Annotated in this window: 17 protein-coding genes; 2 read left to right on the forward strand and 15 right to left on the reverse strand. The window is 36.2% G+C overall.

The annotated features are described in order from the left end of the window. The first annotated feature begins 47 nt into the window (after window positions 1-47). Window positions 48-1,406 carry a sodium:alanine symporter family protein gene (locus tag R3E91_05650; protein MEZ5315670.1) on the forward strand — a complete coding sequence of 453 codons (1,359 nt, stop codon included), beginning with the start codon at window positions 48-50 and terminating at the stop codon, window positions 1,404-1,406. 37 nt (window positions 1,407-1,443) lie between these two features. On the opposite strand, the gene R3E91_05655 is transcribed toward R3E91_05650, so the two are convergent. From R3E91_05655 to uvrA, 3 genes are all read right to left on the reverse strand, one after another. Next, window positions 1,444-4,245 carry a valine--tRNA ligase gene (locus R3E91_05655; GenBank protein ID MEZ5315671.1) on the reverse strand — a complete coding sequence of 934 codons (2,802 nt, stop codon included), beginning with the start codon at window positions 4,243-4,245 and terminating at the stop codon, window positions 1,444-1,446. 121 nt (window positions 4,246-4,366) lie between these two features. After that, complete coding sequence (gene pknD / locus R3E91_05660; GenBank protein ID MEZ5315672.1) at window positions 4,367-7,213, reverse strand: serine/threonine-protein kinase PknD; 2,847 nt, start codon at window positions 7,211-7,213, stop codon at window positions 4,367-4,369. A 227-nt stretch (window positions 7,214-7,440) separates the two neighbouring features. After that, window positions 7,441-13,008 carry an excinuclease ABC subunit UvrA gene (uvrA, locus tag R3E91_05665; GenBank protein ID MEZ5315673.1) on the reverse strand — a complete coding sequence of 1,856 codons (5,568 nt, stop codon included), beginning with the start codon at window positions 13,006-13,008 and terminating at the stop codon, window positions 7,441-7,443. A gap of 101 nt (window positions 13,009-13,109) precedes the next feature. On the opposite strand from uvrA, the gene pyk reads away from it, so the two are divergent. Next, window positions 13,110-14,861, forward strand: a complete 1,752-nt coding sequence (gene pyk, locus R3E91_05670; GenBank protein ID MEZ5315674.1) for a pyruvate kinase — start codon at window positions 13,110-13,112, stop codon at window positions 14,859-14,861. Between the two features lie 157 nt (window positions 14,862-15,018). Here the strand turns inward: pyk and R3E91_05675 are convergent, their stop codons facing one another. The 12 genes from R3E91_05675 to folP all read right to left on the reverse strand — a co-directional run bounded on the left by R3E91_05675 (window position 15,019) and on the right by folP (window position 24,983). Beyond that, complete coding sequence (locus R3E91_05675) at window positions 15,019-15,462, reverse strand: hypothetical protein (protein MEZ5315675.1); 444 nt, start codon at window positions 15,460-15,462, stop codon at window positions 15,019-15,021. Between the two features lie 268 nt (window positions 15,463-15,730). Continuing rightward, window positions 15,731-16,156, reverse strand: a complete 426-nt coding sequence (locus tag R3E91_05680) for a hypothetical protein (protein ID MEZ5315676.1) — start codon at window positions 16,154-16,156, stop codon at window positions 15,731-15,733. A 40-nt stretch (window positions 16,157-16,196) separates the two neighbouring features. Next, window positions 16,197-16,670 carry a hypothetical protein gene (locus tag R3E91_05685; GenBank protein ID MEZ5315677.1) on the reverse strand — a complete coding sequence of 158 codons (474 nt, stop codon included), beginning with the start codon at window positions 16,668-16,670 and terminating at the stop codon, window positions 16,197-16,199. 235 nt (window positions 16,671-16,905) lie between these two features. Next, window positions 16,906-17,352 carry a hypothetical protein gene (locus R3E91_05690; GenBank protein MEZ5315678.1) on the reverse strand — a complete coding sequence of 149 codons (447 nt, stop codon included), beginning with the start codon at window positions 17,350-17,352 and terminating at the stop codon, window positions 16,906-16,908. 99 nt (window positions 17,353-17,451) lie between these two features. Then, a complete protein-coding gene (locus R3E91_05695) occupies window positions 17,452-18,084 on the reverse strand; it encodes a hypothetical protein (GenBank protein MEZ5315679.1) in 633 nt (210 codons plus the stop codon). A gap of 523 nt (window positions 18,085-18,607) precedes the next feature. After that, window positions 18,608-19,090 (reverse strand): hypothetical protein, encoded by a 483-nt coding sequence (locus R3E91_05700; GenBank protein MEZ5315680.1) that lies wholly within the window; start codon window positions 19,088-19,090, stop codon window positions 18,608-18,610. Between the two features lie 106 nt (window positions 19,091-19,196). Next, a complete protein-coding gene (locus tag R3E91_05705) occupies window positions 19,197-19,886 on the reverse strand; it encodes an RsmE family RNA methyltransferase (GenBank protein ID MEZ5315681.1) in 690 nt (229 codons plus the stop codon). Beyond that, window positions 19,862-21,073 (reverse strand): hypothetical protein, encoded by a 1,212-nt coding sequence (locus R3E91_05710; GenBank protein MEZ5315682.1) that lies wholly within the window; start codon window positions 21,071-21,073, stop codon window positions 19,862-19,864. Before R3E91_05710 ends, R3E91_05705 begins: the two co-directional genes overlap by 25 nt. Beyond that, a complete protein-coding gene (locus R3E91_05715; protein ID MEZ5315683.1) occupies window positions 21,067-22,143 on the reverse strand; it encodes a glycosyltransferase family 4 protein in 1,077 nt (358 codons plus the stop codon). Before R3E91_05715 ends, R3E91_05710 begins: the two co-directional genes overlap by 7 nt. Then, on the reverse strand, window positions 22,140-23,387 hold the full coding sequence (locus tag R3E91_05720; GenBank protein ID MEZ5315684.1) for a hypothetical protein: 1,248 nt from the start codon (window positions 23,385-23,387) through the stop codon (window positions 22,140-22,142). Before R3E91_05720 ends, R3E91_05715 begins: the two co-directional genes overlap by 4 nt. Next, window positions 23,384-24,154 (reverse strand): diadenylate cyclase, encoded by a 771-nt coding sequence (locus tag R3E91_05725; protein MEZ5315685.1) that lies wholly within the window; start codon window positions 24,152-24,154, stop codon window positions 23,384-23,386. Before R3E91_05725 ends, R3E91_05720 begins: the two co-directional genes overlap by 4 nt. A gap of 10 nt (window positions 24,155-24,164) precedes the next feature. Continuing rightward, window positions 24,165-24,983: a dihydropteroate synthase gene (gene folP / locus R3E91_05730; GenBank protein MEZ5315686.1), complete on the reverse strand. Its 819-nt coding sequence runs from the start codon at window positions 24,981-24,983 to the stop codon at window positions 24,165-24,167. Window positions 24,984-24,997: the final 14 nt, after the last annotated feature.

A 24,997-nucleotide genomic window follows, 5' to 3' on the forward strand; every position in this document is an offset into this window, starting at 1 on the left:
ATCATTTGACATCAATTTTTTCTACACATATAAAGCTTCCTTTTAATATGAAAGCGGTTATTTTTTGGCTTGAAGCTATTGATTCGTGGATATGGCAATCTTTATTTATCATTCTTTTAGCCACAGGTCTTTTCTTAACCTATCGTTTACGTGGATTGCAATTTCGCCATCTTATCTACGCTCTTAAACTTGTTTTTACCTATCGTGATCATCAAGGAGAAGGGGATATTTCTCATTTTCAGGCTTTAATGACGGCTTTAGCAGCCACCATTGGAATTGGAAATATTGCCGGGATAGCTACAGCTATTGCAATGGGTGGGCTAGGTTCACTTTTTTGGCTTTGGATGACTGCATTAATTGGAATGGCAACTAAGTACAGTGAAGCAATTTTAGCAATTAAATACAGAATTGTCGATGCTCGTGGTGAAATGGCTGGTGGACCGATGTATTATATTAGGGATGGTCTTGGGTGGAAATGGTTAGCTATTTTTTTTGCTTTTTTTGGCAGTATTGCTGCTTTGTTAACTGGAAATTTTGTACAGTCCCATTCGATTGCTTCAGCAGTTTTAACAACTTTAGACATTAATGTTTGGATTACAGGAGCAATTCTTGCTATTGCTACTGGTTTAGTCTTAATTGGGGGGATTCGTACCATTGGAAGGTTAACTGCATTACTTGTTCCTACAATGGCTCTTTTGTATATTTTTGGTAGCATCTGGATTCTGGTGGTGCGTTTTGCTGATATGGGTGGAGCAATGAAATTAATTTTTTCTACTGCTTTTACTGGTCAAGCTCTTTCTGGAGGATTTGCTGGTTCAACAGTAATGATGGCGATTCAAATGGGAGTCGCAAGAGGAGTATTTTCTAATGAATCAGGTTTGGGAAGTGCCCCTATTGCAGCTGCAGCTGCAAAAACAGATCTACCTGGTAGACAGGCATTAATATCGATGACAGGTGCTTTTCTTTCTACTATTGTGTGCACGTTTACAGGGCTTGCAATCGCAGTCACAGGAGTATTAGGGAAGACAAGTTCTGATGGAATTATGCTGAATGGCATTCCTCTTACCATGGCGGCTTTTGATTGCACGATTCCTTTTGGGCGATGGATTGTGGTTATCGGGAGTATTCTTTTTGGGTATTCAACAATTTTTGGTTGGGCTTACTATGGAGAGAAGTGCTGTGAATATCTTTTTGGGATTCGATCGATTTTTAGCTATCGTGTGCTCTTCTCCATATTTGTTTTCCTTGGAGTTGGAATTCCCATCGAAGTGGTTTGGTCTATAGCTGATATTGCGAATGCTTTTATGGCTTTACCCAATTTAATTGGCATTGTCGCTCTATCTAATGTGGTTGTTTTACAGACTCAAATTTTTTTAAAACAAGTGAAGAAAGAAAAAATGTTCTAATATTCAATGGCTTGAGATCTATGAAATTATGGTAAACCTATTGCTGCAATGAATTGAGTTTACCTTCAAGCTCTTTTTTTGTTTGATTGTTTTGTGCAAGTGCTTCTTTTTTCTTTTGGATGAGCTCGGGTTTTGCGTGTTGTAAAAAATCGGAGTTTGAAAGCTGTCTTTCTAAACAGGAAATATTCTCAACAATTTTTGCTAATTCTTTTTTAAGCCTTTCGTTTTCTTTTTTGACAAGTGTATGAGGAAGAGGAATCACGACTTTGTAGTTTTCTACAATCGCTGTTGCATGGAAATTTAAATCAGGAGCTTGAGAAGCTATTTCCAATTTATCGATTTTCACTAAGGAAGAGATAATATGTATTTCTTTTTCAAGTCCTGATCCAATAAGATAGACGTCAGTTGCCATTTGAGGAGGAATATTCATTTCACCACGAATTTTACGAATCGTATAGACAATTTTTTCTAGAGTTGAAAAAGAGGTTTCCACATCAGCTCGAATATCTTCATAGACAATCACCTGTGGATAGGAAGCGATAGCACAAGCAGGAGAGAGGAGAGCTTCAATTGTAGTTTTAATATAGGGATCAGATTGGCTTCTATCGAGATCAGGAAAATAGGATTTTAGTTTTTGAAATAATTCTTCTGTAATGAAGGGAGCCATCGGATGGAGTAAACGGATGGCATTTAAAAGAATAATCACAAGTAGCTTTTGTTTATTCTTTCTTGTGGCTATTTCCCCTAGAGGATTAAGTAAAGTCGGTTTGATGATCTCAAGATAATAGGAACAAAATTCTTTCCAGAAAAAATTGTAAGCTAAGTTAGCAGCTTGGTCAAACTGATAAGTCTCTAAATATTGATTGATTTCACGATTGATTCGATTCAATACGGATAAAATCCATTGATCTTCAAGAGAAAGCATCGATTGATTTAACCCTTTAGAGAGTTCTTTTGAAGAAAGATCTTCAAGGTTCATAAAAACAAAACGTGCTCCATTCCAAATTTTGTTTGCAAAATTTCTAAATTCTTCAAAACGACGACGGTCAAGATCAATTTGTGGAGATTGATTAGCAGATGCACATAAGGACATCCGTACAGCATCTGTCCCATATTCCTCAATCATCTCAATTGGATCAATTACGTTACCTTTTGACTTCGAGAGTTTTTCCCATTTATGGAAGATGTTTTGAGGAATTGGTTTTCCAAGATCATAATCTCGTTTCTCTTTTCCTGTGATATAAGAGATTTCTCCTTGCTTATTTTGAGACCAGTAAGATTTTCCATAGATTAAACCGTGTAAAAAAACTTCAGGAAATGGAGCTCTTCCTAAAGCTATTTTGCCCATAATAATCATCCGTGCTACCCAAAAAAAGAGAATATCATGTCCTGTCACTAAGACATTTATAGGATAAAATTTTTTTATATCAGGAGTTTGTTGTGGCCATCCAAGAGTGACTAATGGCCATAAAGCAGATGAAAACCATGTATCAAGAACATCAGGATCCTGCTCCCAAAGTTCGGGATCTTTGATAACTTCTTCTGGCAAACTCTCTCCATCATAACATACCATCAATTCAGGATGATCTTTGCGGTACCACACTGGGATACGATGTCCCCACCAGAGTTGACGGCTGATACACCAATCTCGTAAGTTGTTCACCCAATGAAAATAAGTACTTTCCCAAGATTTTGGAAGAATTTTGACTTCTCCATTTTTAATCACCTCTTGAAGAGGTTTGATGAGCGCCTCCATCTTGACAAACCACTGTTTAGAAAGATAGGGTTCGATGATGGCTTTTGAGCGATAGGAAAGACCAACACGTAATTTATAGGGTTCAATCTTTTCTAAAAGTCCTAGATTTTGCATTTGATTGACAATTGCTTGACGTCCTTCCTGGAAGCTCATACCACAGAAAGGACCTCCATTTTCATTGATCAATCCTTCGGAATGAAGAATATTAATGACATCAAGTTTATGTTCAATTCCTATCCGATAGTCGTTTGGGTCATGGGCAGGAGTGATTTTTACAGCTCCTGTGCCAAATTCAGGATCAACATGATGGTCAGCAATAATCGGGATTTCTCGATTGAGAATAGGAAGACGTATTTTTTTCCCAATAAATTTTTTATAACGGGAATCATGAGGAGAGACGGCCACTGCTGTGTCACCTAGCATTGTTTCAGGACGGGTTGTAGCAATACGGATATAATCAGATCCATCTGATAGATAATATTTGAAATACCAAAGATAAGAATCTCGCTCTTCATATTCAACTTCATCATCAGCAAGGGCAGTTTGAGTCACAGGATCCCAGTTAACAAGGTAATCTCCTCGATAAATTAACCCTGCATCGAACAGCTTCTTAAACATTATTTTTACAGCAAGATTATATTCTTTTTGCATTGTAAAATTTAAACGAGACCAGTCACAAGAAGCCCCTAGTCTTTCTAGTTGTTGAAAGATGGTCAATTCACTTTTTTCTTTCCACTTCCAGATAATTTTGAGAAATTCTTCGCGACTATAGTCTTTTCGTCGTTTGTTTTCTGTTGCTATCAGATGGCGTTCTACTACAGTTTGTGTTGCAATCCCTGCATGGTCTGTACCAGGTATCCAGAGTGCTTCAAAACCACTCATACGTTTCCAACGAATTAAAACATCTTGCAATGTATTTACAAGAGCATGACCCATATGCAATATTCCAGTGACATTTGGGGGAGGAATAACAATAGTATAGGGAGGTTTAATAGAAGAAGCATCAGCTTGAAAAAATTTTTTTTCTTTCCAAAATCGAGACCATTTAGCTTCTACATTTTTTGGATTATAAGCTTTATCCATAAGCAAGTAAGTATACTAAATCAGACATTCAAAGAAAAGAAAGGAAGTCTCATAAGTAAATTAAACTTTTCGAATCCTTGAAAAAATGAGAGAATGAAGAAGCCTCTTGAAAGGAGTAGATCTACTCAGGGATATAGACATATTCTTCACGTTCGAGATGGCGGTAATATGCTTCTAAGTCTGGGTTCTCTCGACATTGATAATAAAGAGTCATATGCTGGTAGAGTCGACGTCTTTCCCATAGAAAAGAAGTGCTATACCAAGCCACTGATTCAGTAATTTTATTGGTTAGTTCATGACCAAGCAATGCCCATGAACGTGGGAAAGGAGTATCAATCACTCCAGAGAAATAAATTTTTGAAATTTCTTCTCCCTCTGTAACATAGAGATAACATCCGTAAAGAGAATAGAGCAAAGTTCCTTCTTGGTTGAGCATTTCGAGTGGATAGGATTCAAAAAGTTTTCCTGCTGCTTCCCAATTTTTTTCTTTAAGATAAGCCCAAATCTCATAGGCATCAAGCATAATAGAATCCTCCCAAGCAAGAGGAAGAGGTCTGACTTTACTCACAACTTCATGTACAATTCCTAGTTGATCAGTCCGGAGGGCATATTGAAGTAGGTAACTTATAGTACGAAACTTACGCACTCCAATATCTTCATAGGGTATGGTAAAAGCTTCTGTTAATGTCCTTGTATGGCATATCCAAATTGGTTTTAACCAATCTAGAATTTGTTTAAATTCTGTCCCTTCCTCTATTTCGAGTCCTGATTTTAATTCTTCTGCCTCTTCAATGAGTCGATAAGCGAGTCGATAAGAACCGAGTTCAAAAAGAGCATATAGAAGATCTCCAATCGCTATAATGTCAAGTGGTCTGATTTTGATTAATTCTTGATAGATTTCTAATAAGGTATAGGGAGCACCTAACCAAAATGCCAGTGGAATAGCAAAACGAATTTCACTGCTTTTTTCTTTTCCCATTAAGTTAAGATCAATTGGGCTTTCAAAAAAAGGAAGTTGTTCCCAGTGAGAGACTAAATGTTTAAAAAGACGATTTGAATCACCACTTTGAACGACTTTAGGTAATAAGCGTAAGACAATGAGGATGAGCTGATAAGCTGAACGGCGATTTGTTTGTGATGCTTCATGCATTCGATAGATAATTTGTTCACGAATTGCATTGATTAAAGGATGTTTTTTATAACGACGTAGCCCTAATTCAAGACATTTAATTTCTTCGGGATAGTCTCTAAGAGATTGATAAACAAGGGCTTTCCCAAGGTATTCTAAAGGTGCTCCAGTAGTTTTATGAAGCTTTGCAAATTCTTCAAGAGCTAAAGTGTAGTTTTCTTCTGCTTTTTTTTGAGTTCGCATAGCACGCGCTTGTTCAAGTAGGGTAATTCCAGCTCGAAAAAGTGCTTCTCGTCCTTCAGCATATCCAGGAAATGAATATCCAATTCTTCGGTACTCAGTTAAAGCACGTTTGTAATCTTTGCTTGCTAAAAAAGCATCAGGGATCGAAAGACAACTGACTTGTAAATTTTGACTTCCACTTAAAACAACGAGAGATTCCATCTTAAAATTATGATCTCTTGAAATCAGACCTACACGAGTGCCAAAAAGTGGGAGATAGCTTAAATAAGTAAATTTCAATTCTTCATTGATAAAAAAATGGATATTGTGAGCAATTTTTTCGATCGTAATTGAATATAACTCATTTCTTTTCAAACAAAGATCTGGTCGATGCAATACCTCAACCATATTACGAAAAAGTTGTAATCCAGATTGAGATGAAGAATCTAAATCAGAAGCAATCCATAAACAATATCCTTCAAAAAGAGTTTCTCTATCAGCTGCTTCAGGAATACTCAGTAAAAATCCAATTCCTTCTCCATGTTCATCAATCTGAATTTTTGTTTTAAGGCGTAGAGTTTCTGCAAATACCCCTTTTGAGACCATGATGCTGACCCAATCAGTTGTTTCAGTTGTCCTTGTAATAGCGATATATTTTGAAATAAGCACATTTTCCTGGAATTCCCAATGTTTTTTTATCTTAGGATCCAAATGAGCCATCTCAAACCAATCTGAACGTCCTTCCATATGATTGATTAAATCATAAATGAGTTCATCCATTGTTTGATAGCGATCGACTGGGTTTGCCTCAAGACACTTTTTCACTATTCGTGAAAGATGAGGAGGCACTTCACGATAAGGGGCTATCTCTTCTGGATCAATCAATTTTTCGTAGACATGAGTTTTAGAAAATTCTTTGAGTGAGACCCGTTTGAAAGGGATTTGGAGGGTAAGAATTTGATAGAGGATTACACCAAGAGCATACAAATCAGTTTGTACTGTTGCATGGGAGCCAAGCGCTCTTTCAGGTGCCATATAAGCAACTGTTCCAACTAATTTGCCAGGATTCGTCAATCCAGGATTTGATTCAATGATCTTTTCCTCAATTTCCTCAGAGGGTTCATTCATGAATTGAGCTAGCCCCCAATCGAGAATAATCACCTCACCAAATTTTCCAATCAAGATGTTTTCTGGTTTAAGATCACGGTGTAAAATTCCTTTTGAATGAGCATAAGCAACTGTCTGGCAGATGCTTTTAAAAATTTGTAAGAGTGCAGGAATGGAATGAATTCCCTCTTTTTGATTCTCCATATTTTGATAAGCATGTTTAAAAATTTGCTTTAGTGTTTCTCTTTTCACATAGGGCATGGTGTAGTAAATTTCATTTTCATCTTGATGAATTGAATAGATTGAAATAATCCCTGGATGAGTCAGTTGAGCTGTAATTCTAGCTTCTCGTAAAAATCTATTTCTTATGACAGCATGTTGTTGTAAATCACGACGAATCCTTTTAATTGCAATGTGTCTTCCACATAGAGGATCATAAGCAAGTAAAATTTCCCCCATTCCTCCAGTTCCAACTACTTCAAGACATTCATATCTGCCAAGTTTATGCATTAAACATTCCTTGAATTAGAAAAGCTAAGTAAACACTCATAATTCCAACGTAACGGATTGATTGAACTTTTACAACTGGATATGCTCGAATATTCATTGAGTGTGATCGTCTAGCCTATTTCGAATAAAAAATATTCGAGATTGATGAGTATTTTGAAACTGTTTTTCTAAGTTTTTAAAATGTGTTGGGATAATTTCTCTAATTTAAAAATATTTGAATCAGCTAACTATAGATATTTTCCAGTTAAAGAATAGGGGTTTTTTGCAATCATCTTAGGTGTACCGATTGCAACAATTTGACCTCCATTGATTCCTCCACTGGGCCCAAGATCAATGAGATAATCACAGTTTTTGATGATCTCCATGTTATGCTCAATAATCACTATTGTATTGCCTTCATCCACAAGATGATGAAAGATTGGAAGTAGTTTTCTGATATCGTCAAAGTGGAGACCAGCTGTCGGTTCATCAAAAAGATAAAGAGTATTTCCTTTTTTATTTTTTCCTAGTTCACGACTTAGTTTTATTCTTTGAGCTTCTCCTCCAGATAAGGAGGTGATTCTTTGCCCAAGCTGAATATAGTCAAGTCCAACTGAAATCAATATATCTAAGATATGGCAAATTTTAGGGAGAATCTCAAATTGGACACGTGCTTCTTTAACAGTCATATCAAGTAATTCTCCAAAGCTTTTCCCTTGATATTTTACTTTAAGACTCAGAGGGTTTAATCTCAGTCCTTGACATTCTCTACAGATCACTTTTACAGGCGGCAGAAAAAGCATTTCAAGTTTTTTATAACCAATACCAGAACAAGCAGTACACATCCCTTTTCTATGGTTATAGCTGAAATGTGAGGGTGTCAGTCCTTGAACAAGAGCAGTAGAAAGAGAAGCATAAAAAGTACGTAATAGGGGGAAGAGATCTAGGTAAGTTCCAATATCTGAACGGATGGTATAACCAATTGGGTTTTGAGTAATTATCACAAGCTTATTAAATACTTCATTTTTTGCAATTAAGGTCTCAGCAAATGGCTTGAGTATATCGTACATTAGAGTAGATTTTCCAGAACCAGAAGGGCCTGTTAATCCAGTCATGAGTCCAATTGGAATTTTAAATGATAAATTCTTGAGATTGTGCTTAGTTGCATTTTCGATGAATAATGAATCCATCACCTTTCGATTTTTTTTTCTCTGAGGGATACAGTTCTTCCCTGATAGATATGATCCTGTAAGAGAGGAGGGATTGTTTAAAATCTCTTCGTAGGTCCCTTTAGCAGTAATCTGACCTCCATCACTCCCACTCCCAGGTCCAAAATCAAGAATATAGTCTGCTGTTGAAATAACTTGTGGATCGTGTTCAACGATCAGTAAAGTATTCCCAAGTGTTTTTAATTTTAAAAGCATTTGATTCAGTAGATGATTATCGTGGGGATGGAGGCCAATTGTTGGTTCATCGAGAATATAAAGAACACCTGTTAAACTACTGCCAAGTTGGCGTGCAAGGTGGATTCTTTGCACTTCTCCGTTACTTAATGTTGAGAGGCGACGGTTGAGATGCAAATAGTCTAATCCAATTTCAATCAGAAAACTCAAGCGAGTTTCTAGCTGCTTAACCACTTCTTGCATATTCTGATTAAAAGGCAGTTTTTTGATAAAATCCCGGATTTGAGTAATGGGAAGATTACAAATAGAGGAAATGGATTGTTCTAAAATACGCACATTACGGGCAAGAGGATTGAGTCTAGTACCAAGACAGGAGAGACATTCAATTTCATCTAATAAAGAAATAAGAGAAGAACGAATATGATGATGACCATTTTTTGCGAGTTTTGTTAAAGTGGGTTGAATCCCACGCCAACGGAAAGAAAAATTTTGTTCAGTGGCAATCCAACTTTTTTCTGGTGTCCCATTTAAAATGAGCTGCAATTGTCTTTGGTTTAGGTCATGTAATGGGAGATCTAAATCAATACTTTCCTTTTGCAGGAATCTTTGAAGCCTCGATAGAGGAAAGGGACCCCAAAATACTCGGAGTAAATCACCAGTAGATAGACTCATAATTTTCGGGTGTCGAGTTAAATTCACCCCATATTGATATCCTAAACCTTTACAATCAGGACACATCCCCTTGAGTCCGTTAAAAGAAAAGGTTTGCGGAGTAATCTCTGGGTAGGATTTTCCAGTACTCTGGACAGCAAATGATAGATTAAATAAAATTTCTTTTTCTCCTCGTATCACAAGAATCTTATCTTTTGAAAGATCAACCGCGTTTTCAATCGCATGAAGCAGCCGGTGTTCAGCTTGTGGATGGATTGTGATTCTATCGATGACTAAGGCAATGTTTTGTTTTCTTCTTTTATCAAAAGGGATTGGGGAGTCGAGTTCGTATATTTTCTTTTCAAGATAAATTCTTACATATCCCTTTTTACTATAATAGTTTAAAAGATTTTCAAAATCTTCGTTTTTATCGATATTAATTGGGGCTAAAAGGGTGATTTTTTCTCCTTCGGGATATTTTAATATCTCCTTAACCACATCATTTTTGGTAATGGCTTTAATAATTTCCCCCGTGTCTGGACAATAGGGAACTCCCAAATGTGCAAATAAAAGACGTAGATAATCATAAATTTCGGTTTTTGTTCCTACTGTACTACGAGAAGTGCCGGGAGTAGCTTTTTGTTCAATGGCAATGGCAGGTGAGAGTCCTTCAATTTGGGAAACTTTTGGTTTATCCATCTGCTTAATAAATTGACGTGCATAAGGAGAAAGAGATTCAATGTAGCGTCTTTGTCCTTCAGCATAGACTGTATCGAATACAAGAGAACTCTTGCCTGCTCCTGAAGGACCAGTGCAAATAGTCAGCTTATTTTGTGGAATCTCTACATCTATTCCTTTTAGATTATTCTGTTTTGCTCCTTTTATGATTATTTGATTCGTCGCTCTGCAAGGAGTTAAATCTTGTTTTTTAACTGAGTATTTTTTTTGTGAGAGAATGTTTTTAAGTACCCTTCCTGTAGGCGTATCTATTTGAGCACATTGCTCAGGAGAACCTTCAGCGATTACCTTGCCTCCTTGATCGCCACCTTCAGGACCTAGTTCAATCATCCAATCAGCTGTTTTGACAACATCCATGTTATGCTCAATGACTAAAATAGTATGACCAGAAGCAATGAGCTCCTGGAATACATTGAGTAAGGCTTTTATATCATGAAAATGTAGTCCAGTTGTGGGTTCATCTAAAATATAGAAAGTTTTGCCTTTTTTAGGTCGAGCTAACTCTTTGGCTAATTTGATCCGTTGTGCCTCACCACCTGAAAGAGTTGTAGAAGATTGTCCAAGTTTAATATAATCTAATCCAACGCGTGCGACCAGGTCGAGTTTGCTTTTGAGAACAGGGATGTCAGCAAATAATTTTTGTGCTTCGCCAACAGTCATTTCAAGGATATCGTGGATACTATTTCCTTTGTATTGAATTGATAAGGTATCATGATCAAATCTTTTTGATTGACAACTCTCACACGTCACCCATTGATCTTCTAAAAAATCCATATTGATACACACCATGCCAATCCCTTGACATTCTAGACAAGAGCCCTCAGAGACGTTGAAACTAAAACGTCCTGGAGCATAACCACGGGCAATGCTGTCAGGCAGTTGACTAAACAGCTTGCGAATTTCATCAAAAATATTAATATAAGTTGCTGGATTTGAACGAGGTGTACGTCCAATAGGTGTTTGATCAATTGCGATTACTCTATCGATATTATTATATCCTGTGATGGTTTTTATGTTTCCTGCGGAATATTTGGTATCGTGTAGTCTATTTGCAAGAGCTGGAAAGAGAGTATCGGATATGAGAGAAGATTTACCAGAACCCGATACACCCGTGATTGCAATCATTAATTCAAGAGGGAAAGTCACAGTGATTTTTTTTAAGTTATTATGAGTTGCTTCGATGATTTGAATAGCTTTCTTACATGGATATTTTCGCATCACTGGAATATCAATCTTGGCTTTCCCACTTAAGTATTTTCCTGTTAATGAATGAGAATTTTCTAATATCTCTTTTAAAGAGCCATTAAAGAGGATATTACCCCCTAGAATTCCTGGTCCTGGTCCAAAATCAATTAATCGATCTGCTGCTCGTATTGTTTCTTCATCATGCTCAACTACGATGACAGTGTTTCCTGCATCACGCAAGCGTTTTAGGATTGCAATCAACTTTTGAGTGTCTCTAGGATGGAGGCCAATTGATGGTTCATCAAGAATATAAGTCACTCCTACTAGTCCGCCACCGACTTGTGAAGCAAGACGCACACGCTGAGCTTCTCCTCCGGAAAGGGTAGAAACAGGGCGCGATAGACTGAGATAGTCTAGACCTACATCTTTAAGAAATTGTAATCTTCGGATGATCGTTTTTATGATCTCTTCAGCAATAGCATATTCATAGGGGTTAAGGTGTAGGTTAGAGAAAAAAGAGAGGTTCTCTCTAATCTGTTTTGAACAAATCGCCTGAATGCGTTCTCCTCCTATTTCAGTGGCTGCTGGATAAGGTTGAATACGTGCTCCCTTACATTCACAACAAATCTGTTTATCCATCAATCGAGAGATTGTTTTTTGATAGCTTGTGCTTTTTGCTGTGTGCAACCGTTCATGCATAGCTGGGATCACCCCTTTCCAACAGACATACTCACTCCAAGATTTTACATGATTGGGATGAGTAAAGTGCATTTGAGTCCATTTTTTTTCAGTTCCATAAAGAAAAATCTGTTTTGCTTGATGAGAAAGATCTTCCCAAGGGGTGGTGACGCTAAATTGATAAATCGCAGCTAGATTATCATAAATATTTTTAAATCGGATCGTTTTATATGAGCTGGCGATTAAACAACAGTCTTCAGCAATGCTCTTTTTTTGATCTATAATTTTTTCAAAGTCAAAATCTTGAGTGAAGCCAAGTCCTTTACAACGAAGACACATGCCTTCAGGGTGATTAAAAGAGAAATTATGAGGTTCAAGCGAGGAATAATAGTAACCAGATTTAGAAGAGTAGGCATGTGTTGAGTAGAGGTGTTCTTGCTTTTTTTCAATATCATAAGTTAATAAGATTCCATTGCCTAATTCTAGACCAGCAATGACTCCTGCAGCGATCCGAGAATGGCTATCAGGTGAAACAATAAGACGGTCAATAACGATTTCAATATCATGAGAATGATGTTTATCAAGGTGAATAGTTTCACTCAGATCAACCAATCTTCCATTGACACGTGCTCGTGTATATCCTTTGCTCAAGAAAAATTGAAACTCTTCTTTAAATTCTCCTTTTTTATTTTTAGCAATAGGAGCAAGAAAAATGAGTTTTGTATTTTTAGGAAGAGCTTGAAGGATGTGAATAATTCTTTCTTTGCTTTGTGGAGCGACTAACTCCCCACTAAGTGGGCAATGAGCTAAGCCAATGCGAGCATATAGAAGACGCAAATAGTCGTAGATTTCTGTAATTGTGCCTATAGTAGAACGTGGGTTTTTATGAATAGTTTTCTGATCAATTGCAATCGTAGGAGAAAGACCAGAGATAGATTCAAAATTAGGTTTACTCAAATGTCCAATATATTGACGCGCAAAAGCAGATAAGGATTCAACATAACGACGTTGTCCTTCAACGAAAAGAGTATCAAAAGCAAGAGAAGACTTACCAGAACCTGATACTCCTGTAAAGACAATGAATTCATTAGTATTGAAATTAAGATTTATTCCCTTTAAATTATGAACATTAATATTTTTTAAAATAACTTCCCGCTTCATTGGATTGGATTTTATGCCTCTAATGTATGTAAAATAAAGATATTCTATCAAAAGAGTGATTAACTAGAAAATATTGGGTAAAATTGGTATGAAACTAACACATGGTTAACCGAACGAAAATTATTTGTACAATTGGTCCTGCTGTTGCAACTTTTGATAAAGTAGAAGAGCTGGTTGAAGCAGGCATGAATGTTGCACGGATTAACTTGAGTCATGGAAACCATCAGACACATCAATGCATGATTCGTCTTCTTAAAGAGATTCGTGAGAAAAAAAAGATTCCTCTTGCCATTATGCTTGATACCAAAGGCCCTGAGATTCGTTTAGGGCATGTTGCAAAAGAACCTCTTATGCTTAAAGCAGGGTCGCGTATTCGTTTTGTAAAACAGGAAGTTTTAGGGGATGAAAACCATGTGACCCTAAGCCCACCATCAGTCTTCAAAGAACTGAAAAAAGAGATGTTTATTCTTCTAAATGATGGCTCGCTAATTACTCATGTAATTGAAATTCAAGATGACGAGGTATTAGTAGAAGTCGATCATGGAGGAGAAATTCGCTCAACTCGTGGTGTCAATATTCCTGGAGTTGAGATAGATTTCCCTTTAATGACAAAAAAAGATATCGAAGATATTCATTTTGGTTGCGCTGAAGATATAGATTTGATTGCTGCTTCTTTTATCCGTTCTTCTGAACATGTTTGTGCAATTAAATCTTTACTTAAGGAAGCAGGTAAGCCTGAAATTTCTGTGATTGCAAAAATTGAAAATAGTCAAGGAATAGAGAATTTTGAAAGTATTGCCGAAGTTGCAGATGGAATTATGGTAGCACGTGGAGATTTAGGAGTTGAAATCTCCCTTACTCATGTGCCTCGTCTTCAAAAAATGATGATAGGCAAATGCTATCTTATGGCAAAACCTTCAGTGACTGCGACCCAAATGCTTGAATCTATGATCAAAAATTTTCAGCCAACACGAGCTGAGGTTTCCGACATAGCAAATGCGATTTATGATAGCACCTCAGCAGTCATGCTATCGGGTGAAACTGCGATTGGAGACTATCCAATTGAGGCAGTTAAAGTCATGCAGGCAATTATTCAAGAAACCGAAGAGGATTTTAGTTATTACGAATTTTTTAAGAAGGGGACATATCGTATCTTTTTTGATGTACCTTCTTCTGTAGCTCAAGCAAGTATTCATACAGCATATAGTTCGAATGCTAAAGCCATTTTTGCTTTTACAAAAAGTGGCGCTACAGCGCGTCTTCTGTCTTCTCTTCGTCCAAAAATGCCAATTATTGCTATGACTCCTAGTCTAAAAGTCTATCATCAACTTTCAATACTATGGGGTGTTATTCCAATTTTATCTCCCGATATTGAAGATATTGAAGAGGCAAAAAAACGCATTAGCTTATTCGCTCTTAATCATCGATTAGTTGATTATGGTGATTTAGTTGTTATTAGTGCTGGAACGCTTTTTGGAAAGCCAGGAAGTACAAATATGATGATTGTAGATAGAATCGGAGAGATAGTATTAGAAGGATATGAAGGAGCTGGCCATCAGGTCAGTGGTCGGGTGATCTTTGGGTTATCTGATAGCGATATAGATGAGTGTTGTATTGAGGAAAAAATCCTTCTTATTCACCATTGCAGTGAAAGGGATCTTCCTTTGCTTAAGAAAGCAAAAGGGGTGATCATGGAAAAGGGAGATCTTCAGGGAGAAAATTATCTAAAAAAGATTGCAAAAGAGCTGAATTTTCCCTACATTTTGTACAATAAAAAAGAAAAAATTTCCCTGAATAAAAACCAATTGGTTGTGCTAGATCCACCTAAATCCCTTGTTTATCAAAAAATTTAGGTAGTATTTTAAAGTTTTAAAAAAGCTTGATAGAAATCAAGTTTTTTATCAAATAAGGCATGGTTAATGCAATCGTTTGTCTCTTCCATCTAAGAATCTGATTTTTTACAGAAAGGTTTTAGTATTTTTTTTGAAAAATTTGTCCAGTTTTTCTCTTTTAATCAACAAAGAGTTCAATCGCATTAGTCCATTTCCTCATAAAGAGAAAATAACCAACCCCAATAAAGATGATTGCTAACATTCTTCGACCTACCGAAACCGTTGTTAATAACCCTCCGGTAAGGAAACCACCAGCTATAGCAATACAGCCAATTGACAATAGACTTATTATCACGACAGAGGGCTTATTATCACGTAAATCATCTCGAAAAAAATGAGTTAGACAAAAGATTGCGGATAAACTTACCACACTGCTACCTAGAGCAAGACTAGCATTAGAAAAGGCTCCAGTAGTTGCAGCAATAGCGATACCCACTAAGGCTAGACCTACAATTCCTTGTAATCCCTTTATAAAGATCTGGGTTTTTGGACCTTTTAGACAAGGGAAAAAACAATTATTTCTTTCTGCAAAATTGACTACCGGATTTATTCTTAATTCCATTTTTTTACTTTATGAAAAATAATAATACATTATTTTAACATAATATCATATTAATAAATATAAAAATAATTAAAGAAGACAATATTCATTCCTATTAAGAGTAAATATAGAGAAAATCTATGGGAGGCTTTATGGATAATTAATAAAGAATTTATGAGGTAGTTATAGGGGGAGAGGGGAGAAGGGTTTCGCGTGAATCCCTCTTTTTGTAAAATCGCAATAAGATGGCGCAGAGCTTATCAGAGAATAGGACGTTCAAGAAGATGGTTTATAGAGCATTAGCAAGTAATCTCTGCAGACCACCACAACAACAAATAGGAACTATCGCTACAACTGGTCCGACTAATATAGATATCCCTAATTCAGTAGCAGTCACTAACCCTCCTGAAAGAAACAAACTAGCTAAGACAATAAAGGCAATTAAAACTATAATATGTAAGGCATTTTTACTACTGTCTGATAACAAATGAATTAGAAGAAGGGCGCCGGATAAAACTGATACACTACTACCTAGAGCAACACTAGTATTAGAAAAGGCTCCAGCAGTTGCAGCAATACCAATACCTACTAAGGCTAAGATTGCAATCCCTCGTATTATGTTGATATCCTTCTGGATGGCTGGGCTTTTTAGAGAGGAAGAAAAGGAATTATTTGTTGTTACCAGAGGTGGCTGATCATTTGTTCCTACGCTCATTTTACTCCCAAAAAATTAAAAAACCCATATCCATGTCTTTTTAGAATGGGCCAGAGGGCGACGATCCATGGTGAATCACTTTCTTAGGATGCGATTGAGAAGAAACACAACAAGAAATAAGATAAATAATTCCAGTTGCTCCTGATAATCCCAAGACAATATAACCCGCCGAAACCGCTGTTAATAACCCTCCGGCAAGAAAACAACTAGCTACGGCAATAGAGCCAAGAGACAATAGAGTCATTGTTATGAAAGAGAATTTACGATTACCGAAATTACCCCGAAAAAAATGACCTGCACCAAAAATAGTAGCTAAACCAGCTACGCTTGCACCCAGAGCGATACTAGTATCAGGAAAGGCTCCAACAGTTGCAGCAATACCAATGCCTACTAGGGCTAACAATACAATAAATTGGATTCTTTTTATAAAATCTTGACTTCCGTTTTTACTAACAGTGTCTTTTATAGTAGATCTTCTATCAATCGGATAATTTGTTGTGGGTCCTATCGACATCCTCTTTTCCTCCTTTATAAAACGAAAAATTCTAGAAAAAGTTTAACATAATGTCTAATTAATAAGAAAAGAAATTCTAGAGGATTTCAAAAAAACAATAAAAATATTTAGCCTGAGTATGGGAAAACCTATGCGATGTTTGTTTTTAATTTGAAGTGCTATGAGTTAATCTTAAGAGGGAACACCAAGAGACATTTCATACATCTCTCTTTTGATAAAATCGCGATCAAATTCCCTATGAGCATATCATCTCACGAAATCTTTGACAACTACAACAACGAAAACAACCATACACTATTCCAGTTAATATTGATAATGCCAACACCTTATCACCTGCCGAAACTGCTGTTAATAACCCTCCTTTTGCAAGAAAACAACTAGCTATGGCGATAAAACCAAGGGACAATAGGGTCATTGTTATGAGAGAGAATTTACGTTTACCCAATTTACCCTGAAAAAAATGACTTACCCCAAAAATGGTAGCTAAACCAGCTATACTCACACCCAAAACCATACTAGTATTAGAAAAGGCTTCATAAGACGCAGCAATACCAATACCTGCTAAGGCTAAGAGCATAATCACTTGCATTTTTTTTATAAAATCTCGATTTGTGTTTTTAGTTTTAAAACTACTGTTTACTTGATTAGGTAGTGAAGAATTTGTATTTTCGAGTATTGTCAAGATAACCCTCCTTTATAAATAGGAAATAATTTTAAATCATTATCGATTTAATAGGAATAAAAAATATTAATCAGATGTAATCTGGGTTATAGGGAAAACCTATTGGGGATTTGTTTCTAATGGTGTTACTCGAAGGCCCGCTTTTAAGAAGATACGATTCAATTCTTTCTTGTCTTCGATTGAGAGATCATTATTCATTACAAATCTTTCCTGTAGACTTGGTATATTGAAAGGCATAGGTAAAATAAAGCCTCGGTCATTATTAGGTGCTGAATCGAAATTTTTTTCTTTAAAATGTCTACGGGATTTGAGGCCTTGGCGGGTTATAATAATCATAAAAAGAATATTTATAGGTAATGCTATCTGAAACCAAAGCGTGGCTACTGCAGTAACTGGTAAAACCCCTGTGAGTTGGACGATGCCAAGGATGGCCGGAAGGAATATGGAAAAGAGATTAAAGATAAAAAAAATTTTATTTTTTTTGAAGATTCCGTCGCTAGTAAGAAGAGCAAAAGAGAGATTGGCAACAGATACACCGATTAAAATTGCACCAAACGTAGATGTCGAAAGTTTTCCAAAGGCAGCGGAGATTACAATTGCGAGAAATACTAATCCAACCACTTTTGATATTTTCTGACTTGCCGCGCTCATTGTTGAATACTTAAGTCCATTTTCCTTTGCGTAATAACATAGAAAAGCAGATTCGACATCTTTTTCGGAATATAAAACCATTGAGTTAGAAATTTTTTTTCTCCTACTAAGATAAATTCAAGGGTCATTTTTTGACTGAAAAAACAAAACATCTTCTTTAAAGAAGCTAGTGTATTTTTCCTCATACTAGAATAGTTGTCAATTGTCTTTTTCTTCCCAAGTGTCCCAATGATTCGAAGGGTAAATCTGTAGTTATGGAATCACAGATTTCAAACCTACAGATTATTTTGCAGATTCTATCTAAGTTTTAGGCTTAAGAGGAGATACATTCTATCTATTTTTCTTTTTATGAGACAGATAAAATACGTTCATGGTGTTTGTAGGTATATCGAAGGATCGAGGTGACCATTTCAATAGCTTTTATTTTTAAATAGCGTTCTAAGAGAATACATTTTTAGATTGTAACAAATATTTGAGTTAGGCTGTTAGATTGATAGACGATGGTCTTACAAGAAAATCGCATTTTATAAGTTTGTATATCAACTTCAGAAAAAGGATACGCTTTTTATTTCTCTTATGATGAGTCAGTGTGGAACAATTCGTTTTAATTAGAGTTAAATGATTGGTTAATATCTATTTTTTCTCTTGTATGTTCTTTGCAACATTTTCTAAATATCTCAGAAATGCATAAACAAAAAAAAGGGCTTCCAATAAGAGATTTTCCTAATTGAGTGACTGTGATGAACCCTGAAATATGCATACTACCAAGTACGATGAAGCTTATCATAAGCAATGTTTGAAAAATTAGATAAATTTTACGTTTTTTAAATTCACCCATAGCTAAGGTAAATACAAAAGACAATCCAGATAGAGCGATTGTACTAATCCCTAAGGGGAGACCTGCAAAATATCCATAAGCTGCAGCTATGCCAATAAACAATAATGTTGAATTGACAATCATTCGAATCTTTCCTAGTTGTTCAGCTCTTTGGTTACTCGGAATACCATCTATTTCGAGTAAGCATTCTAAGTAGTTTTTGGTCATAGCTTCTAGCTCTCTTAGATCGCTTTGAGATGAGTGGCTCATTTGTTTTTGTTCTTATTTAAATAAAAACATACTAAAGTACAGTAAATTTAAATCAATATAAGAATATTTTTTAATAGAGAAGAGAGGAAAATTTTTATGAGAGATATTAAGCAAGATTTCTTTCTGAATGCGAAGCTGTAATTAAGGAGAGGGCAACAAGAGCAGCCGTATCTGTACGCAATATCCATGGATGAAATCTTACTCCTATCACACCAAGTGATTGAAGAGATTTTTTTTCTTCTGAAGTGAAACCAGCCTCTGGGCCAATAAATAGACAGATGTTTTTTTTTGCTTTTGCTAAAAGAACAAAAGGGGTGTTTTCTGACAGATCTCCAAAATAAGCAGGTAGTGGAGTTGTACACCATTCATTCAAAGGAGGTTTCAACTCAATCTTTGGAAGATCAAGACGACCACATTGTTTCATAGCTGAGATGGTAATTTTTTTTAAACGATCAAGAGAGACGGTTGTTTTTTTGCTTAATTGACCTGGGAAAAGCCATAGTTCTGTCATGCCTATTTCTGTGCCTTTCTCTACGATTGTATCTAGACGATTAGCCTGTGGAATCCCCTGGCAAAGAATAATAGGAGGGGGAGGAGCTTTTTCTTCTACGGAAAGAATTTCAGCGATATGGGAATGGATCAGACGAGCTTTTGCAAGTTGATGTTTTCCATTCACCAGCTCAATTTCTTGGCCTAGTCTAATACGCATGACTTGGAGATGGCGGGTCTCGCTATGAAGATAGAGGGATTTTCCTTTTACAAAAGATTGGTCTATAAAAAAGCGGTTATGGGGCATTCTAATTTTACCAAAGTATGAATTACAGTTTCTTTTTCTTGAGGCAGAGCTAATGTTTGAAAAGCACCAAGTTTACGAAAGTGTCTACGGACCTTAGATGAGTGATAGAAATCAAGTACAAGTTGAAAACGCCAATCCCTTTGCAAAAGATCTTGTTCATTTTGATATAAGCGAATCTCTTCATTGGGAATCATAAAACCTTTCGGAAGATAAAAAGTTAGGAAGCTATGAGGGTAGATTTTTCTTAATGTTGAGACAAGAGTGAGGTCAGGATGCTTAGGAAGAATCACAAGAATAGATTCATACCGATAGATACGCTTTACATGATCAATCCCTTTTTGTTTCCATCGATTATGAATCCACATCCACTCTTCTGGAGTTTCTTTTAGACTTTTTTCAAAATATCTCATGACTTCATTCATCATTCTTTCCACATCCATTTTTATCGGAATACTTTGATTGGGCCAGATAGGATCAGAACCACTAACTATGTAATGTGATCCCACTCTTTTAGTAATACCAATGACTATTGGACAATTCGTCCGGTAAGCTAAAAGGGCAGGTGTAGAGGCAGTCCATGCACGTTTTCCAAAAAGAGGATAAGAATAGGAGCTATTTGGAAATGCTTGGTCACCTACAATCCCGAGGAACTTTCCTTCTTTTAGCGCTCGTATTCCTGCGCGTATTGCCTGTTTAGGTATGATAATTTTTCCTCCATTCATCTCTCGTACAGAAAGGATGAATTTGTATAGATATTGATTTTTAATCGGTCTACCAATAGCAATCCCTGGAAAATAGTCATTCATAGCTAAAAAGGGGATTTCCCAGTTTGCTTGGTGACCTGTGAAAAAGATCACACCTTGTTTTCTTGACAAAAGATCAAAAATTTCTTTGTTTTTGATAAGAGTGACAATTTCTGTCAATCTTCCCTTGCTTCTTTTCAATCGATAAAATTCTAGAAGGCTAATCATTACATTTTGAAAAGAGGCAATTGCTATATTTTTTCGTTCTGTCTCTGTTTTCGTGCTACCATAAGCCATGGCAAGATTAGCAAGAGCTTTTTTTCTAAAGGGACGGTGTAAGTAATATGCCCATTTTCCAGAAAATCTCCCGAGAGCATGAATCGCGGAATAAGGAAGCATAGAGATTATAAAGCCAAAAAGCCGAAAAAAAACATAATTTAACATAGAGATAAAGAGACGAGCTTATCTAACTGGTTAGAAAAATCTAAATCTTTAATACTTTGACGAATGAGTGTGGCTCGTTCTAAAGTTTTTGGAAACAAAAAAGCACGTTCTAAAGCAGCTTTTGGATTCATTAAATTTTCAATTACTACTCCTGTCTCCCGAGTTAGAATCTCATGTCCTCCATTATATTTTGAGGAGACAACAAAGAGTCCCATTGCTAAACCTTCTAAGGTCACGTTGGAGAAGGGGTCGTAGATAGAAGGAATGACTAAAGCATCGGCTTCTTGGTAGAATGGAGTCACATCTTTTTGTTCACCAACAAATCGAACACAAAGATTTTTAGCAAGCTTCTGATAGAAAGAGAGATTTTTATCTTTCCCAACTACAGTAAGAAAAAAGGAGTCTTTAATCGTTTTAAGTCCACGCAGTAAAAAAGCAAGACCTTTCCGTTTGAAGCCATTGCCAACAAATAGGAAATGAAAAACTTTTCTACGTGGTTTTAAGAAAGTTTCTTGGAATGGTCGCTCTTTCTCCACCCATTCTACACCATTATGGATCACCTGGATTTTTTTAGATTGGATCTTATAAGTAGCTAAGATTTCTTTTTTTACCATATTAGAATTGGTGAACAAAATTTTTAATTTTGGATCGTTAAAAATCATTTTTTCCACTTTTAATAGATAGCGGTGAAGGGGATTGAAGAAACATGAAAAAGATTTAAACCAGGAATCTATCATCATACGCCTTTTTAAATAAATTGCATGTACTCCACTTCCTGCTCGATAATGAGTTTGAAACGTATTACGTTCCATTCCAAATACGATATCAGCTGGATATTTTTGAAGCCATTTTTGGCATCGAACATTAAATTTCCAAAGATGATAAAGAGAGAATTTTGAGGTTTTACCAAGAGAAATCACTTCTATTTTCCCCCAAGATAGATAATTTCCAGTGGTAAGAATTTTCACTGTGTACCCTCTTTCTGCAAAGGCTGCAGCAAGATAACGGGTATATTTTTCAAGGCCTCCTCGCGCTTCAAGTCGGCTTTTAAGAATAACAACCGATTTCATGATCCTTTATGTGAATGGACTTGCTTAATTGTAATGGTATTTGCATTTAATTTTGCTTGGAGATTGAGAAGAGATCCATCTTCAGTATATAAAACAAAATTGTCTAGATATTCACGAAAACGGTAGCGAATCATTTGTTCACTATATTTTGTCAAATTCTCTTCCTCATCCTCTACTTGTTTAAAAGAGGCCTCAACAAAGGTATCTTCAAGTACTTTTTCATTTACACACTCTACCGTCCACTGAAGATCTTCTTCCATATTAGCCGTAGGAGAAGCTAATACAATCAGGATACAATTATTACGCACTACATCAAGAAAAAGATGGCTAACATCACGAACATAGAGGGGGATAGTGAGTCTTTTTAATCCATTTTTTTTCACAATAATATCATTTGTAGCTAAAGAATAGGTTTCTGGATTGATCGTGCCACTATATTTTAAAGGAAAAAAAATGATAATAGGTAGATCACTTCCAATTGGAATCAATTCTTGTTTAAGAAAATCAATGCGAAGTAAATCAGCACGAGGGTTATTCATTGCTTCAAGAGAATTTTCTTTGAAAGGAATGGCCACTTTCTTCCAAGAATCTGGAATTTTATAGGTGACTTCTTCTTTCTTGCCTTGGCGATTATAAAGAGTTTCTAGTTCTGATTCGGTAATTCTATTGAGATTAAAAGTGACTTCTAGTTCCCGTTCCTTGAGTGCGCGTATTTGTTCTTCAGGTCCACTGATTTTTTGCAAAAGCTGTTTTGGCCAGATATCAAGAAATTGGAAACCTTTTGGAGGGTCTCCAATCGGTTTAGTAATAGTAATCGGAATATCTTCGGTAATGAGTCGACTCATTTTGATGTAAATATCGTTAGCTAAGACATCAGTAATAGATTTACGCAAATCAATATTCTGATTAAGACTAAATAAATTACGCTTATCAATTTTGGCAATCCAACTCTCTTTTTGACCATCAGCATTGATGACAATTTCTAAATCAGAAGAAGACAGGTCACGAATCGTAGGTTTAGATCCGGTGACCATAATAGAAATTCGTTTGTTTAAGAGTCCATTTGGCAGAAGTCCAACAATGGCTTTGTCAGGAGGCAGATTAATGATACGCACAGCAATATCAGCCATTGTACGAGTTGTTGTAATTGTTTGATTAACCAAAAACCAAATCACAATAGCCGCAATAAGAGCGACTAATTTACGAGGCCAATTCAAGAATAAACGGTTGAATAATTCTTTCATTTCCACCACTGCTTAAGTTTTTTTGTCATTTCGGGTGGATTAAAGACACTACGAATAATGCCACGGAAACGGTCTATTTTCACTCCACGAGTTAAGATACTATCACGAGCTATAGAAACTTTGCCAGTTTGCTCAGACACAACAACAATCAGACTATCAGTTTTTTGACTAGCACCTAAAGCAGCTCGGTGTCGCGTACCCATTGATTTTGTAAGCTGTGCTGTTTCATGAGCCAGTGGTAAAATTGTACCAGCTGCCACAATTTGAAGACCACGGATCACAACTGCTCCATCATGTAGAGGAGTAGTTGTCATAAAAATTGACTCTAATAATTCTGAAGAAAAGATAGCATTCATTTGAACAGCAGAGCTAGAGTAATCCTCATAGGTATCTTGATTTTCAAGAACGATTAGAGCCCCAATTTGTTTATCTGAGAAGTGATAGACTGACTTTGTTAAGTTATCAAGAAAACGATCAAATTCATGAATTTCTCGGTATTTACGTCCTTTTAAACGAACCTTTGAAAGAGCTAAACGGAGTTCGGGTTGAAAAATGATAAAAACTGCTAGTACAGCTACATTCATAACATTTAGCATGAGCTTTTCCAACACAGGTAAACCTGACCAACTAGCTAGAAAAAAAATGACAAGAAAAGCAAGGAAACCAAAAACAACATCCATAGCACGTGTGCCCCAAAAAAACTTTAGGAAGTAGTTAAGGATCACCCAAATGATGACAACCTCTAAAAAAGAGATCATAAAATTCATTACAAACATTTCATTTAATACTTTTCATATATTCAAGAAGAGTCAAGATGTAGCGATGAGGTAAGACATCATGAACTCTGATATAATCTACACTTTCCAGTGCCGCCATTGTATTAAGGGCAAGAGTTGTTGACAACAACTCAGATGCTTCTTTTTTAAGAATTTTTTGGAGAAAGGATTTTCGAGAAAGACTAATAAGAATAGGATAGCCAAGAGCTTTAAAAGTTTTAAGATTTTTAAGAATCAGCAGATTTTGCTCAGGAGTTTTACCAAAGCTACCTCCTCCAATTCCCGGATCAAGAATGATTTGAGAATCTTTAACTCCCGCTTGTTGCAGCATGCGAATGCGTTTTTTAAAAAACGTGCAGATTTCTCCTAAAACTCCTTTAGGATAGTTTGGGACTGGTTGAGTATGAGGAGGGCCCTTTATATGCATGAGAATAATCAAAGCTCCTGTTTTTGCAGCAAGCATGCCCATTTGAGGATCCTGCCCTCCTGTGATATCATTAAGAATATTTGCCCCTGCTTTTAGAGCTAACTCAGCTACTGGTGGTTTGAATGTATCCACAGATATGGGTAAATGAGTTTTTTCTCGAATTCCTGCAATGACAGGAATAATTCTAGATAGCTCTTCTTTTACAGAAACAGGATGAGAGTGAGGTTGGGTCGATTCACCACCAATATCCACAATATCAGCTCCCTCATTAAAGAGGTTTAGTCCATAAGTAATCGCATCATTTGTAGTTGTAAAACGTCCTTTATCAAAATAAGAATCAGGGGTGCAATTCAAAATGCCAATTAGTTGAGTTTTTTTTATCAGATCCGTCATAGTAAAAATGAATT

Source organism: Chlamydiales bacterium, from assembly GCA_041395025.1.
GTDB lineage: Bacteria > Chlamydiota > Chlamydiia > Chlamydiales > JAAKFR01 > JAJACP01.